Here is a 13,886-nt window from a genome sequence, read left to right on the forward strand (position 1 = left end):
TTTTTGTATCTGTTCAGGGGCATCGCAAATATTGAAGCAAAGTGGTCAGTGCTTACTGTACGAACATTGTGATTTGAGAGCAATCTCCGCTAGGGAGGATGTCATCCCAGTGCCCAGACACTGGGATCCAGAAAACTTAACTTTAAATAAGTGGCTGCATAATAAACTACACATTAAACCTAAAGTGCATTATATCGCCATCTTGCACGATATAATCTCTGCCTTCAAAGCGAATTTTTCCTGCGTCTTTGCAAGCTGATTCACTTCCATACTTTATGTAGTCTGCAAAGCTTATTGTCTCTGCTTTTATAAAGCCTTTCTCAAAATCAGTGTGGATTACACCTGCTGCTTTATCGGCTGTTGACCCTATTTTTACTGGCCATGCCCGTGCTTCTTTGGGGCCCACAGTAAAGAAAGTTATCATACTCAGCACTTCATACATAATACGCGCTACTCCATCAAGGCCTGATTCTTGTAAGCCAAATTCTGATAAAAAACTCTGTTTTTCCTCTTCACTATCAAGATTTGCAATATCTGCTTCGAGTTTTGCTGAAATGCAATAAAATTTGCTTTTATTTTCCTCCGCCATCCTCTCTACCTTTTTAGATAATTCATTGCCAGTTATAACATTTGTATCTTCAACATTGCAAACGTACATAACGGGCTTTGTTGTCAGCAATTGAAGCAACTTCATCTCATCTTCATTGATATTCTCCAAACTTCTTGCAGGTTTACCTAATTTTAAAGTAGCTAATACCTCTTGCATTAATTCAAGTTGTCTCTTTAGCTCTTTATCACCTTGCTTTGCTTTCTTTTCCAATTGAGGAAGCCTTTTTTCTATGCTATCAATATCAGCTAGGATTAATTCCATTTCTACCACTTCAGCATCTGATATTGGATCTATTTTACTGTGTATATGGCTGATATCGTCATCCGTAAAGCACCTGAGCAGATGAACGATGGCATCAACTTCTCTGATATGGCTTAAAAATTTATTGCCAAGCCCTTCGCCTTTGCTCGCACCCTTTACCAGACCTGCAATATCTACAACTTCTAATTGGTTGTAGATTACCTTCTCTGAGCCTGCAATTGCTGCGATTTGTTTCAAACGTTGATCTTTTATCGAAATCTTGCCTATATTTGGCTCGATTGTGCAAAAAGGATAATTTGCAGCTTCGGCTGCACTTGACTCTGTAAGCGCATTAAATAAGGTTGATTTTCCTATGTTTGGTAACCCAACTATACCGCAGTTAAAACTCATATTTGCTATGTAAAATTATAACTATTGCATAATTTAAAAATTTCTGCTATACTTAACTAGTCGCTTATTGACAATTTTGTTGGTATAGTAATATATAGCTTAAATTAAGGTAAAACTATGACTACAGCTAAGAAACGGAAACTACCAAGTGACTTTCATGATGTTGAGGTTGGAATAAAAAGGCCCAGGATCTCAGGGCAAGAAATAACTCTTTTAAATAGTAACCCTTACCCTGACAATTTCTATGTAGGACAAGCAATTGGTAATGGAAGCTGTTTTTTTGACTCGTTCAGGCAAAGTCTAGAACAACAGACAGGAGAGCAAGTTACTGCCGAAAAATTAAGAAATGATTGTAGGGAATTTGCGCAAAAGAATCCACCAAAGTGGTTTACAAATGCAATTGTCAATAGTCATGATAAAAATGGCCAGCACCGTAGTGAAACTGTAGATGATTATACAGCAGACATTATGCGTAACAGTAGGTGGGGTGATCCTGACGTTGAAGGCAGAATACTTTGTGAAAAGTATAAGGTAAAGCTACATGTTATAGAGAACCAGACTGTTGATAACCAAGATCTGTCTTTGCATGAATTAATAGACAATTCAGGTTCAAAAAGTGCAGGTGAATACAATAAAGTTGATTATGATGATAGTAGTATTGTGCATATAATAAACAAAGGCGGATTGCATTTCGAACCATTGCTTGATAGAAATAAAAGTTTAGCAAAACAACTGCAAGAGGAAACCAAACTTAAACAAGAGCAAGAACAAGAAGATTTCCTATTAGCAAAAAAACTGCAGCTAGACGAGATCTTAGAATATTGTAACCTTTCAAAGGATATCTCTGAGAGAGCAGAGGTTGAAAAGGGATTTGATAAGTTATTGGCAGAAAATGCTGATGGAAAAATTGGTGATGTTGTAGAGCAGTGCGTTAGTGAGATAAAGCAGCGCATAGAGTGCTCTGAAGAGCAAAACCCTTCAAGTTTACCAAGATGTAGTATGGAGGAATCAAGAACAGAAAAAACATTTCATCAACAACAAATATCATAATTGGAAGTGTAAAATAAATCTTCATAGCCCTGTATATTTTTATATAGGGCTTTTGCAAGCATTTCATATAATATGAATTTGCAGTACGTACTAACCTAAATGCAAGTTGACCATGAGACTAGTTTAATTATTGATGCCATAGAGGAATTTGGTGGTGAGGCTAGGCTTGTCGGCGGGTGTGTGAGAGACTCAATTTTGCAGCGTGATGTCCACGACATCGATTTAGCTACTAATTTGCTTCCCAATCAAACGATTAAAGCGCTAAAACTCCGTAATATTAAAACTATTCCAACTGGCTTAAAACATGGAACTATCACTGCGGTTCTAAATCAAAGATCTTTTGAGATCACAACACTAAGGCATGATGTGAAATGTGATGGTAGGCATGCAAAAGTAGAATTTACCAATAATTGGCAAGCGGATGCTTCAAGGCGCGACTTTACATTTAATGCTCTGTATGCAGATAAGCATGGCCATATATATGACTACTTTGGTGGTATAGAGGACTTAAAAGCGCGAAGGTTAAACTTTATAGGCAACGCTGAAGATAGAATTAAAGAAGACTATCTACGTATTTTAAGAGCATTTCGTTTTCATGCAAAAATATGTGTCGGAGATTTGAGTGATGAAATACTAAACGTATGCAAAAAGCATTCGCATATGATTCAAAACCTCTCTGGAGAGAGAATAAGAGATGAAATACTTAAATTGCTGGAGTGCAATGATCCTTTTCCAACACTTAAGAGCATGCAAGAATCTGATGTTTTGCAAAAGATTATCCCAAAAGAAGTAAAATGCGAAATTCTGTCTTCGCCACTTCTTTTGGGCACTGATGCACTAGTAAAATTAGCGTTACTCCTTAGGACTACTAAAAAAAATGACAGGCTAAGTCTTGGAGAATATGTAAGCAAATTTTTACGTCTTTCAAACAAGCAAAAGAAAAAGCTGCTATTTTTACTATCCAACGATATCAAAACAGAACTCTCAGAAAAAGAGCAAAAAAAATACATATCTTTATTTGGTAGAGAATTATATTGTGATTTAGTGAAAATTTGTGGTGTTGAGTCTGGAGAAAATGTTGATGAATACATTTCATTTGCTAACACATTCAATATTCCAAAATTTCCTTTATCTGGCGATGATTTAATAAGTATAGGTCACCAGCCAGGAAAAAGTTTAGGTAGAAACTTGGAATTGCTAAAACAACATTGGGAAGATAGCTCCTACACTTTAACAAAAGAGGAGCTGGTGCTTTATGCTAAGAGCCTATTCTAACTGCTTTCTGACTGTTCAATGAATGTATGCTTGCAATATTAGGGGAACTCATAGAGGAATTAGGTATATGTTCTTTTTTAGCTTTTTCTGTTAATTGATATTCGTTTACTCCTCCTTGAGTTTGATTACACATTCCCTGATCTGGAGATAAAAATTTATCTCTTATGCTTAATGCCAGTTGTAACTCTTGAATCTTATTTGAAAAACATTTCATTTTAGCCTCTGTTAATTTTCCTGTAACAATTTCTTTAAGCAATTCTCCTGAGTCGTTATTATTATTATTCTTGCTATTAAAGCTGTGCAAGATAGAGTCTACAATCTTATTTACCCCTTCTTGTTTGTTAAATTCTAATTTTTTTACGCATTTTCTAACAGAAGGTGACAACTTGGCTTTTAACGTGTCATCTCGTAGTTCTTTACCCATATTTTTTCCAATGTTACAATGTTCGTTGACAACTTCTTTAACCTTAGCTTCTATGATCTCCCTTGCGGATTGTTTCAAATTACTTTCTAATAATTCAAGCAGCTTACTGCTTTCAAATTTGCCATCATCTTGATTTGATAGAAACTTTATAGTTTCATTAAGCACGTTATGGCAAAAGTGTTTCTTTTCAAATTTAGAAAAACTTTTTTTCAACTCTTTATTTTTATCAGATAAAAATTTATCGCAATTCTCATTCCCACGAAGCTTAGATAAACCCTTTGGAATTTTTGACTTCATAGAACCAGTAGTTGATTTTGCAGTAGATACTGTACTCACTGTATCTGCCTTTTTAGCCAATTGACCTTCTTTTGCTTCCTGTAGTTTCTTAGTGTCAGCTTTCAATTGACCTTCTAAATCAATCTCCAATTGTTGTTTAGATTCTTGAACACTTTGTAATTGCTTCCCCAAGTTCTCCATTTCACCCAATTGAGCAGTCAATGTATTCACACTTAATCGTAGAGCTTTGTTTTCATGACCTAAGTCACTGACTTTATTTTCTAATTCAGTATTTTTGTCTTTAGCCTGACACAATTTATCAGTCTGTGATTTAAGTAAAGCCACTAATTTGCTAGCTTGCCATTGTTGATTCAATTCAATTAATTTATCCTCCTTGTCCTTTAACCTACTCTTAAGTTCTATTATTTGTGCTTGCAGACTTTCATTATCTTTCCTAGTAGCTTCAATTTCTTCTCCTTGCTCTCTTATTATCATGTATTGATCAAATATAGTTTTCTGTTGTTCATCAACTTTATCCTGCATTGCTTTTTTATCTTGTTTGTATTTGGTTAGTTCCTCTTCTCGTTCGCCTGCATCTTCTGTAAGTCCCTTATAACTCTTTTCAAGTCCTTCAATTGCAGATCGTAATTCTCTATTTTCTTCTTTTAAGGAAGCATTTTGTAAACGTTCAAGTTCTAATTCCTGATTTATGCCCTCCAGCTGTTCTTCTAATGCTTCATCATCTTCCTCTGTTATCAATGCTACTCCATCAGTCTGAACCCCTCCATCTTTGTTTATCACTACACTTTGGCTCTCTTTCTCTACAACTTCAGGTTTTAAGTCAACTTGAACACTTCCATCTATTGTCTTAAAAGCATCAGTTTGAACTTCATTGTTTGCAGTAGTTTTATCGTAGTACAAAATATTTTCTGCCCATCTATTCCATCTCTTGGGCAATATTCGTCCAATCGTTTTTAGATATAACCAAGCAAATACAGTAGACCAGCTGTATTTTTTTTCCTTTCGCTTAATATTAATTTCATAATTAACCTTATTATTAATATTTAGCATAAAATTACCTTATTTTTTAACTTTAATTTATAGAAAATTTTAATAGCAATAAAGTTATATATATATTAGTATAAATGTTAAACAAATACTAACACAGGTGTCAAATTATGGTAAAGTCTTTGCCCGCCTAATACACTTTAAGCAGAAATGTACATGTCTGCAAGTACAGCATTTGCTTTTTCTATCGCTCTTGCTAACACTTCCTGTTCATTGTTCTGATTTTTCACATTGATTACCTGAGCAGCCAAGTTTGCAGGAAAAGTGACCAAACTGACTTCCCATAATTCCACTTGTTTTAACACTCTAGCTCCACTTTTATGATCAACATCATACTCTATAGGTATATAGCCGATGGAAAGTCCGTTAATTGCCCCAGTTTTGAGCATCAAATACACTTCTTCTGCTTTCTGAATACCCAAAAGTAAATGTGCGGTTATATACAGGCCAACATCATTTTCATAAATATCTATGATACTACCTATAGGTTCGTCAGGATTATGCTGCCAAAGGAGTTTTATTTTATTTCTGTTTAAATTTTCCTTAAATGCTCCGGGCAATATCAGATCATTTTGTTTATCAACTATGTTAAAAACGCTCGCATAACCAGAAAATACACCGTTTTCTCCTATACTTTTTATTGACAATGGTGAATAGAGAAATTTCTTATTCATAAAGCCTCCTGTAGTATTGGGAATTTTGTTTCGCAATGCACTGCGATATAATTCTATTATATGCAGTGCTCTAAAAGGGGGAAGCACTTTTCTTAGTTACTAAAAACGCTAAATTGTAATATGGTACAATGTTACAACGATGTCATGAAAGTAGCTGAAACTGGTTCCTTTATGACGGCAGTACCTTCTCCTGTCATCCGAGTAGCCTCCTTTTTTTGTCATCCCAGTGCTTGACACTGGGATGGCTTTGTTGCATCGCTACTTATGAAAGGCTAACTATAGTTAGGATTATAAGCAACCTATTGAAAATCTTGTTTTTTTGCAATCAATCTGATCAAATTTAAGAATAGTAATTTGTTATTTATATTAATAAATTTAATTCTATTGAAAATAGCTAAAGCATTGAAATTCTTGAATTTTAGCCGGATTGGTAAATGGTAGTGAAATTTCTTTTACTCAAATTTAGGTATTCATTGACCGTTCTTGTTATAAATACCAGAATAATAAGCTACTGATATTCCCTATCTTTTTTATCTTTAATCCATCATAGCTAGCGATGCAACAAAGCCCACTGGGATCCAGAAGACTTAATTTCAACCAAGTGGCTGCATAATAAAGGCTGGATTCCAGTGTCAAGCACTGGAATGACATCACAGGGGCATTGACCTCTCTTGGGCTCTTTTAGCTATAAACATTAAGAAATTTACCAAATGAAAAAAAAGGCAAAAGAAGCCCTGGGGTTATTATCTGCTTTAAAATATTGGCGTTTTTTATGTTTTAAACGTTTGACAAGCAAGATTTAGCTGCTTTTAATTGCAACTAACCTACGCTGCAAATGTTTAAGAAATTTACCAAGCAGAAAAAAAGACAAAGAATCCCCGAGTTAGCTAGTCTTTTACTATCTCTGTCAAGTATTGGCATTTTTTGATGTCTTGTAACGCTTTATAAGCGCGTTCAGCTTATTTAGATAAAAATCTAGATGTAGATGAAGTTTTGTAAAGACATACAGTATCTATATACTGCAAAAAATTAAACATAAGACGCCGATACATTAAGTAATCCTTACCTTTTAATCTGCAGATTGGCGAAAGCAAATACAATAGCTTCAGTTTCATGATAAGGGGGCTGGCGGAGTTTGTCAAGCAAGTTTTTAGCCCTGTCTCCTTGCTATAATGTTCATATCGATAGAAAAGCAAAAGAATAGAATGAAATATCAAGTGATATCCTCTATAATTAAATTTTTTGAATGAAGAGATGACGGTTCGCGTAGGAATTAATGGTCTGGGTAGAATAGGCAGAAGTGTATTGCGTGCTATTTATGAAATAGAAAAGTATAGTGAGCAAATAGAAGTTGTAGCTATCAATGGATCGCTCGGTGCTGAGCAGCATGCACATTTGATTAAATATGATTCTGTTCATGGCAAATTCAGTGGTGATATTGATTTTAATGAGTCTCAAAATTGGATTTCTATAAATGGCAAAAAGTTTTCTTTATATAGAGAACGGAATCCTGAAAATATTCCTTGGAATGTTGATGTAATACTTGAATGTACTGGTGCATTCAATAAACGTGAAGAAGCAATAAGGCACAATGCAGAGAAAGTAATTGTCTCTGCTCCAGTTCCGGATGCTGATGTCACTATAGTTTATGGTGTGAATGACGATATGCTCGAAAAAGAGCATAAAGTGATATCAGCAGGTTCTTGCACTACAAATTGCCTTGCTCCGATTGTGAAAGTCCTACACTCCAGTTTAGGTATAAAAAGCGGTTTTATGACTACTATACATGCCTACACGAATGATCAAAATGTTCTTGATGGTAATCATAAAGATTTGCGTAGAGCAAGGGCTTGCGGATTATCTATGGTGCCAACTACAACCGGGGCAGCAAAAACAATTGGTTCTATAATTCCTGAATTAAAGGGCAAGCTAGATGGCACTGCCGTCAGAGTTCCGGTTAGCAATGTTTCTATGGTTGATTTTACATTTACGACTGATAAGAAAGCGACCGTTAAAGAAATCAATGAAATGTTTAAGGATGCAGCTCTCTCGTCTACGTCATTCCAGCGCGTGACGCTGGAATCTAATCCAGTGTCAGCTACTCGGATGACATCAGAGGGTACTAGGATGACAGAGGGTTATCCAATGTCAAATGTACTTTCTATATGCGAGGAACCTTTAGTCTCAATAGATTTTGTGCATAACCCTTATAGTGCAATTGTGGATTTAACTGGTACATATGTTACAGGTGATATATGCAGGGTTGCAGCGTGGTATGACAATGAGTGGGCTTTTTCGCTGAGAATGTTAGACATAGCATTATTGAGCTATAGTAAAGTATGAACTGGAACTCAAACAAATACGCCTCATTTTATGAGCACTTTGCGGAACTCAGAAAAAGAGTTATCTTTTGCTTTCTATTTTTTTGCGTTGCTTTTGGTTTTTGTTACTACTTTAAGGAAAATATATACCGTTTTTTACTTGCACCTTTAATAGAAGCAACAAAAGGTAGCAAAGGTTTTTCTTTGATTTACACAGACTTAACAGAGGCATTTTTTGTATATCTTATGGTTGCTGTAATGAGTGCACTTTTGCTCTCTTTTCCTGTGTTTGCATGGCAATTCTATATGTTCTTAGCACCTGGGTTATATAAAAGTGAAAGGGCAGTGTTGTTGCCATACTTAATTGCAACACCGGTTTTATTTGTAACGGGAGTTACTGTAGTCTATTACTATATATTTCCTTTAGCCTGGAAGTTTTTTATCAACTTCGAACACAGTGGTAAATCCTTCGATATACCGATAGAGTTTATGCCATCAGTTAGCGAATATTTAGACCTCGTTCTCCAATTTATGTTTGCTTTTGGCACTGCATTTCAAATTCCAGTAATACTCACATTAATGGTGAGAGTAGGGTTACTCACTACACAAAGTTTGTCAAATAAACGCAGAATCGCGATAGTGGTAATTTTTATTATCGCTGCAATCTTAACTCCACCTGATGTATTAAGCCAAGTAGGGCTTGCAATACCTATGCTGATTCTATATGAATTGTCCATTCTGATATGTAGGTATATTGAAAAAAAGAAGACAAAGATTTAAACAAAGAAATCCCTCTTATCTCCTTTATATCACATTTTTAACTTACAACATTCTTATTCAGGACTTAAATATGGAAATGTTTCATAAATTGATTGTAATACTTTGTTAAGTTCAGCCTTACTTTTGATGATCAATAATACTGTATCATCACCTGCTATAGTTCCTATAATTCCTATGTTTTTGCTATTATTTAATGAATAAATAACATACTTCTGATCTAGAAAGTAAGCTAGGCTGCTAGCTTGTCCTGGTTGAGTGTGTAGTACTATTAAACCAAAATCCGAAATTTGCATATTAAGTATTAATGGTAATCGATATTGGTTGATGTCAATTACTTTATACATACCAGCAACTTTGGCAATTTTAAGTTTTTTTAATTTTCTTGATAAAGTAGCCTGAGGAATGTTGTGCCCTCTTTCTTTAAGCAAGGTCTGTAAATCGCTCTGCTCTAAAATTTCGTGATTTTGAATAATATTTAAAATATGTTCACCTAGTGTGTTGTCATGCATTATGCATTTTCCTCATATTGAATATGTAATAAGTATATTTGAAATTATATTCATTATTTCTTGACTATTCAATTTTTAATGTCTATATTCATAAGATGAATAAAATATGAATATAAATTAGTAATATGAAAAAATATATTTTAAATGCTATTATAGTGATAAGTATTCTATTAACAGGATGCAAGGAAAATAAACACGATAATATCATTAGATTTGCAATTTCTGCAGATTATCCACCTTTTGAATATTATGAAAATGGTAAATTTACTGGCTTTGACATTGAGCTTGCTCAATTAGTAGCAAAAGAGTTAGGTAAAGAAGCGATATTTAAAGATATGCAGTTTAGTGCTATATTTGCAGCATTGCAAAGTAATTCTGTAGATGCTGCTATATCTACTATTGGTAGCACAGAAGAGCGTGAAAAAAATTTTGATTTTTCAAATAGTTATTATACAGGGGAATTTGGTATTCTATATCACAAAAATAAACCCATAGCCGGTATAAACAACTTAACTCACAAGAAGATAGCCGTTCAACTAGGAACTGTCATGGAAATTTGGCTAAAAGAGCATGTTCCTACAACAGCTCAAATTATTGCTATAGACAATAATAATCAAGCTGTAGAAACATTAAAGTCTGGTCATGTTGATGGCGTCCTAATTGATGAATTCCAAGGTAAAGTATTTAGCAAAAAAAATCCTGGTCTATCATGGTCAGCCACTGCCAAGTTAGATGGTGGTTATGTTATTGCTGTGAATAAAGGATCTGCTTTAAAGGATAAAATAAACGAGGCATTAAAAAGTTTAGAAAGTAAAGGTGTAATACAAAAAATAGCAGAAAAATGGCTAGGAGATAACTGATGCAGGAATTAATTTCTAATTTCTTGTTTGTTGGAACAGGCCTTGCCTTTACTTTAAAATTATTGATTGGAGGACTGCTTTTAGGTGTGAGTCTAGGGGGATTATTGTCAGTACTCAGATATAATAAGATCTGTATTCCATTAATTAATGGAATTATATCTGTAATACGTGGCACCCCCCTTATATTACAGTTAAGTGTTGTTTATTTTATGACCCCAACCATTGCAGGAATTAAATTAAACATATTTAGTGCTGGCATTATAGCATTTGGTCTAAATAGCTGTGCTTATATTGCTGAGATTTTACGAGCTGGTATTGAAACTATATCAAAAAACCAGTTTGAAGCAGCTAAAACTTTACAAATACCTAGTTTCTATATGTGGAGAGATATTATATTACCACAAGTTATTAAAAATATTCTTCCTGCAATGATAAATGAGATCATTGCACTCCTTAAAGAAACGGCATTAATCTCTACTATTGGTGGTGTTGATATTATGCGCTCTGCGCAAATGCTTGCAGCAGAACAATTTACTTATTTTATACCACTTTGTCTTGCTGGGGCTTATTATTACGCTCTTGTATTACTAATTGAATATATAGGCAAAAAGATTGAACAGAAAGGTATATATGATAAAAATGCATAATGTTTGTAAATTATTTAATAATATTCCAGTACTTAATAATATTAACCTGATTATAGAGCAATCTATAGTTGGTCTTGCTGGTCCTTCTGGTAGTGGTAAATCAACATTGTTACGTTGTATACAAAAACTCGAAGTTTTAGATTCTGGTAGCATTGAATGCAATGATAGTACTGGTTTTGTATTTCAGGATTTTCAACTTTTCTCACATATGACTGTCTGGGAAAATCTTACATATGCTCCCAAACTTAAAAACAAAACTCAGGATCAAAGTGATTCACTACTTGAGTCTTTGGGTATTGCCTCTAAAAAAAATGATTACCCTAGTAATCTATCCGGTGGGCAAAAACAGCGGGTTGCGCTTGCCAGAAGCTTAATGATGAATCCAAGGATTCTATTATGCGATGAGCCAACGTCTGGTTTAGATGTAGCAACAATAGTCGACGTTGTGGAACTATTACAATCAGTTAGAGATATGGGTATTACTATGATTATCGCTTCTCACAATTTGGATTTTTTAACAAAAATATCAGATCGGATTATTCTGTTAAAAAACGGAAAAATAATTGTAGATATCAATCCTAAAGAAATTGATGAACCAACAAACTATTTAAAAAATAATTATTGAAAGAGAATCACTCATATCATACTGAGAGCTATAACAGATTTTAGCATCGAAAATTACATAATATACATTATGGAAAACAAAATTACATAATGTAAGAAGCAATGCTAAAAATAAAATCACATAATATAGCAAACTATAGCTAACCCAAGAAAGGTTTTCCTACGTCATACCGCCGCGATATCTCAGCATAGATTCCGCTAACAAGTAGCGGAATGACGAATTTTTGTTTTTCAAACTGTCGGTAAATCTAAGTCAGTTTAGCTATATGTGTCAAGCACTGGGATGACACCCTCCTGATGGGCCAAAATCACAATGTTCGTACATTTATGGAATGAATCGCGGTATGACGTGTTGCTTTGATCAGCTATAAAGATGATGCTGCGGAAGTTTTTAGTACTTGCTCGCAACTTTCAACAATTTAATAGCACTGGTGTTTACAACCTCTCCGCCGACACGCTTAGTGACAAAAAACCTCACATAAGGTTTATTCGTATAAGGGTCTCTTAATATTCTCATTCCTCTGTTATCTACAATCTTATAAGCTTGTTTGAAATCTGCCATCGCAATTACTGGTAGCTGATTGTTTGGCGCTGGTGGCATATCGGCAGATTGATATACTGGTATTCCCATTAAAGTATCTGGAGCTTCAAGCGACAGACTTGGCTGCCAGAGATACTGACCTGTTTGAGATTTTAGCAGCCTGATATCCTTCAACGTACTCCTGTTCATCAAAAATGACGCATTTTTGGAATAATATTCGTCCAGAGAGTAATACAACATCATTATTGAATCACTATCTAATTTTTCAGTTTTAACTTGCTCTATTTTATTATAACTGTTTCCATTTTCATAAGCTAAAATTCCTTTTGGTTGAAAAGTGCCCTCACCCTTAATGAAGGCTTCGCTTTCTTCCTTACTAAAAGTCTCGGCAATCTTTTCCACCAGCCAACTCTCAACATCGACAAACGCATCATCGAGTAACTTTTGTGATATTTGTGGTTGAGCATATAACTCGTAAGTTGTGACGGAAATCTTTTGGATTTTGGGCGTGTCCGTATCTTTTGCAAAATCATACTTAGACTTATTGCCACCGTCCTCATCATCTACTGTTTCACTGCTCCAACCTGCACCGGCGCGGTCAAAATCTTCTATAATGTAATCCAATGTTTCAGTAGAGATTCTTTGACTGGAGCATATTTGTCGCATTGGGGACGAATCAGTTACGCGCTTGTTTATGCGTTTTACAATATGCGGAGTAACTAGATACCCCCCGATATCACTGTCATCTCCACTGAGGGTTTTGTGTGATAAACCGCTTTCCATTCCCTTGCGGATATAATCAGAAAAATATTTATCGCTTGTGCTAAAATCTGTATTTACTTCTGGGCGTTGAGCTGCAGTTTCGATCAAGTCTAAACGCTCTTTGCAACTATCAATGGCATTATTTACCTTGCATAGCTGCTCAATTGTTGCAGAATCAGCACGCCCTTTGCTTTCAATTTCTTTTAGTTTGCGATCATTTATTAATTTAAATTGCTCCCATGATGAAGCGAGTTCATTGATACGGTGAGCGATATCGGTAAGTGACATAATAGCCTCCTTTGAAAATGAAATAAAAATGGAAATAAGGTAATAGGAATGGCATCCATAGATGTTTCCCACAGTTGTACGAATATTGCAATATGGTACATAGTAAACGATGTCATTCCAGTGCTTGACACTGGGATCCAGCTTCTATGCAACTTAATTAAAAACGTTTGTTTTAGCGTAAGACAACTACCTTTAGCTCATCAGCTCAGTTATAAGCAAAATTTCTGGATTCCAGTGTCAAGCACTGGAATGACATCATCTGTTGTGCAATTTACCTTTAAAAATGAATATCCGTACAGTTATGTGCTTGGCACTGAAATGGCATCATTTTTTATCTGTTGAAAATGTAAACCGAAAAATAGCGTGGCACTTTGTGCCACGCTTAGTACTGTAAGCTTAATCCAGTAATTAAATTAAGCGAGGTAAAATAAAAGATAATGACACTATATAATGTTCGTTCTTTTATGTCAAGCACTTTTTTGAATTTTTTTGGTGATAATTTTTATCCAGTTATTTTATTATTGTA

General features: G+C 34.8%; 14 protein-coding genes. 8 read left to right on the forward strand and 6 right to left on the reverse strand.

Features of this window, described 5'->3' with window-relative positions; genetic code table 11:
* Positions 1-45: 45 nt before the first annotated feature.
* Both ABWU48_RS06290 and ychF read right to left on the reverse strand, forming a co-directional pair.
* Complete coding sequence (locus ABWU48_RS06290) at positions 46-174, reverse strand: hypothetical protein (RefSeq protein WP_410529689.1); 129 nt, start codon at positions 172-174, stop codon at positions 46-48.
* A complete protein-coding gene (gene ychF, locus ABWU48_RS03115) occupies positions 167-1,261 on the reverse strand; it encodes a redox-regulated ATPase YchF (RefSeq protein ID WP_010962597.1) in 1,095 nt (364 codons plus the stop codon). Before ychF ends, ABWU48_RS06290 begins: the two co-directional genes overlap by 8 nt.
* Before the next feature lie 117 nt (positions 1,262-1,378).
* Between ychF and ABWU48_RS03120 the strand changes: the two genes are divergently transcribed.
* Entirely contained in the window at positions 1,379-2,311 is a 933-nt protein-coding gene (locus tag ABWU48_RS03120) for a hypothetical protein (RefSeq protein WP_353288228.1), read from the forward strand.
* Between the two features lie 99 nt (positions 2,312-2,410).
* Entirely contained in the window at positions 2,411-3,586 is a 1,176-nt protein-coding gene (locus ABWU48_RS03125) for a CCA tRNA nucleotidyltransferase (RefSeq protein ID WP_213862916.1), read from the forward strand.
* On the opposite strand, the gene ABWU48_RS03130 is transcribed toward ABWU48_RS03125, so the two are convergent.
* Positions 3,570-5,357 carry a hypothetical protein gene (locus ABWU48_RS03130; protein WP_353288229.1) on the reverse strand — a complete coding sequence of 596 codons (1,788 nt, stop codon included), beginning with the start codon at positions 5,355-5,357 and terminating at the stop codon, positions 3,570-3,572. The genes ABWU48_RS03125 and ABWU48_RS03130 overlap by 17 nt on opposite strands.
* Positions 5,358-5,494: 137 nt before the next feature.
* The gene (locus ABWU48_RS03135; protein ID WP_006280514.1) at positions 5,495-6,028 is read right to left on the reverse strand and encodes an HK97 family phage prohead protease; all 534 of its coding nucleotides are present in this window, start codon (positions 6,026-6,028) and stop codon (positions 5,495-5,497) included.
* A gap of 1,254 nt (positions 6,029-7,282) precedes the next feature.
* On the opposite strand from ABWU48_RS03135, the gene ABWU48_RS03145 reads away from it, so the two are divergent.
* A complete protein-coding gene (locus ABWU48_RS03145; protein WP_209472945.1) occupies positions 7,283-8,371 on the forward strand; it encodes a type I glyceraldehyde-3-phosphate dehydrogenase in 1,089 nt (362 codons plus the stop codon).
* Entirely contained in the window at positions 8,368-9,129 is a 762-nt protein-coding gene (tatC, locus tag ABWU48_RS03150) for a twin-arginine translocase subunit TatC (protein WP_353288230.1), read from the forward strand. Before ABWU48_RS03145 ends, tatC begins: the two co-directional genes overlap by 4 nt.
* Before the next feature lie 53 nt (positions 9,130-9,182).
* On the opposite strand, the gene ABWU48_RS03155 is transcribed toward tatC, so the two are convergent.
* Positions 9,183-9,638: an arginine repressor ArgR gene (locus tag ABWU48_RS03155; protein ID WP_010081874.1), complete on the reverse strand. Its 456-nt coding sequence runs from the start codon at positions 9,636-9,638 to the stop codon at positions 9,183-9,185.
* Between the two features lie 125 nt (positions 9,639-9,763).
* On the opposite strand from ABWU48_RS03155, the gene ABWU48_RS03160 reads away from it, so the two are divergent.
* From ABWU48_RS03160 to ABWU48_RS03170, 3 genes are read left to right on the forward strand one after another with little or no spacing between them, the layout of a single operon-like run.
* Positions 9,764-10,498 carry an ABC transporter substrate-binding protein gene (locus ABWU48_RS03160; protein WP_038198776.1) on the forward strand — a complete coding sequence of 245 codons (735 nt, stop codon included), beginning with the start codon at positions 9,764-9,766 and terminating at the stop codon, positions 10,496-10,498.
* Positions 10,498-11,145: an amino acid ABC transporter permease gene (locus tag ABWU48_RS03165; RefSeq protein ID WP_022626279.1), complete on the forward strand. Its 648-nt coding sequence runs from the start codon at positions 10,498-10,500 to the stop codon at positions 11,143-11,145. Before ABWU48_RS03160 ends, ABWU48_RS03165 begins: the two co-directional genes overlap by 1 nt.
* Positions 11,129-11,770 carry an amino acid ABC transporter ATP-binding protein gene (locus ABWU48_RS03170; RefSeq protein ID WP_209472947.1) on the forward strand — a complete coding sequence of 214 codons (642 nt, stop codon included), beginning with the start codon at positions 11,129-11,131 and terminating at the stop codon, positions 11,768-11,770. Before ABWU48_RS03165 ends, ABWU48_RS03170 begins: the two co-directional genes overlap by 17 nt.
* Positions 11,771-12,160: 390 nt before the next feature.
* Here the strand turns inward: ABWU48_RS03170 and ABWU48_RS03175 are convergent, their stop codons facing one another.
* Positions 12,161-13,360 (reverse strand): phage major capsid protein, encoded by a 1,200-nt coding sequence (locus ABWU48_RS03175; RefSeq protein ID WP_065094900.1) that lies wholly within the window; start codon positions 13,358-13,360, stop codon positions 12,161-12,163.
* Positions 13,361-13,408: 48 nt separating this feature from the next.
* Here ABWU48_RS03175 and ABWU48_RS03180 point away from each other — a divergent pair, with 48 nt between their 5' ends.
* Positions 13,409-13,702 (forward strand): hypothetical protein, encoded by a 294-nt coding sequence (locus ABWU48_RS03180; RefSeq protein ID WP_010962608.1) that lies wholly within the window; start codon positions 13,409-13,411, stop codon positions 13,700-13,702.
* Positions 13,703-13,886: the final 184 nt, after the last annotated feature.

The sequence above is a fragment of the Wolbachia endosymbiont (group A) of Tromatobia lineatoria genome, assembly GCF_964028565.1.
GTDB classification, from domain to species: Bacteria; Pseudomonadota; Alphaproteobacteria; order Rickettsiales; family Anaplasmataceae; genus Wolbachia; species Wolbachia pipientis.

Excerpts from the sequence above, each read along its gene's own strand:
- ychF (WP_010962597.1), bottom strand. The coding sequence starts at position 1,261 with ATGAGTTTTAACTGCGGTATAGTTGGGTTACCAAACATAGGAAAATCA.
- ABWU48_RS03165 (WP_022626279.1), top strand. The coding sequence starts at position 10,498 with ATGCAGGAATTAATTTCTAATTTCTTGTTTGTTGGAACAGGCCTTGCC.
- ABWU48_RS03175 (WP_065094900.1), bottom strand. The coding sequence starts at position 13,360 with ATGTCACTTACCGATATCGCTCACCGTATCAATGAACTCGCTTCATCA.
- ABWU48_RS03120 (WP_353288228.1), top strand. The coding sequence starts at position 1,379 with ATGACTACAGCTAAGAAACGGAAACTACCAAGTGACTTTCATGATGTT.
- ABWU48_RS03170 (WP_209472947.1), top strand. The coding sequence starts at position 11,129 with ATGATAAAAATGCATAATGTTTGTAAATTATTTAATAATATTCCAGTA.
- ABWU48_RS03145 (WP_209472945.1), top strand. The coding sequence starts at position 7,283 with ATGACGGTTCGCGTAGGAATTAATGGTCTGGGTAGAATAGGCAGAAGT.
- ABWU48_RS03155 (WP_010081874.1), bottom strand. The coding sequence starts at position 9,638 with ATGCATGACAACACACTAGGTGAACATATTTTAAATATTATTCAAAAT.
- ABWU48_RS03180 (WP_010962608.1), top strand. The coding sequence starts at position 13,409 with ATGGCATCCATAGATGTTTCCCACAGTTGTACGAATATTGCAATATGG.
- ABWU48_RS06290 (WP_410529689.1), bottom strand. The coding sequence starts at position 174 with ATGTGTAGTTTATTATGCAGCCACTTATTTAAAGTTAAGTTTTCTGGA.
- ABWU48_RS03160 (WP_038198776.1), top strand. The coding sequence starts at position 9,764 with ATGAAAAAATATATTTTAAATGCTATTATAGTGATAAGTATTCTATTA.
- ABWU48_RS03125 (WP_213862916.1), top strand. The coding sequence starts at position 2,411 with ATGCAAGTTGACCATGAGACTAGTTTAATTATTGATGCCATAGAGGAA.
- ABWU48_RS03135 (WP_006280514.1), bottom strand. The coding sequence starts at position 6,028 with ATGAATAAGAAATTTCTCTATTCACCATTGTCAATAAAAAGTATAGGA.
- ABWU48_RS03130 (WP_353288229.1), bottom strand. The coding sequence starts at position 5,357 with ATGCTAAATATTAATAATAAGGTTAATTATGAAATTAATATTAAGCGA.
- tatC (WP_353288230.1), top strand. The coding sequence starts at position 8,368 with ATGAACTGGAACTCAAACAAATACGCCTCATTTTATGAGCACTTTGCG.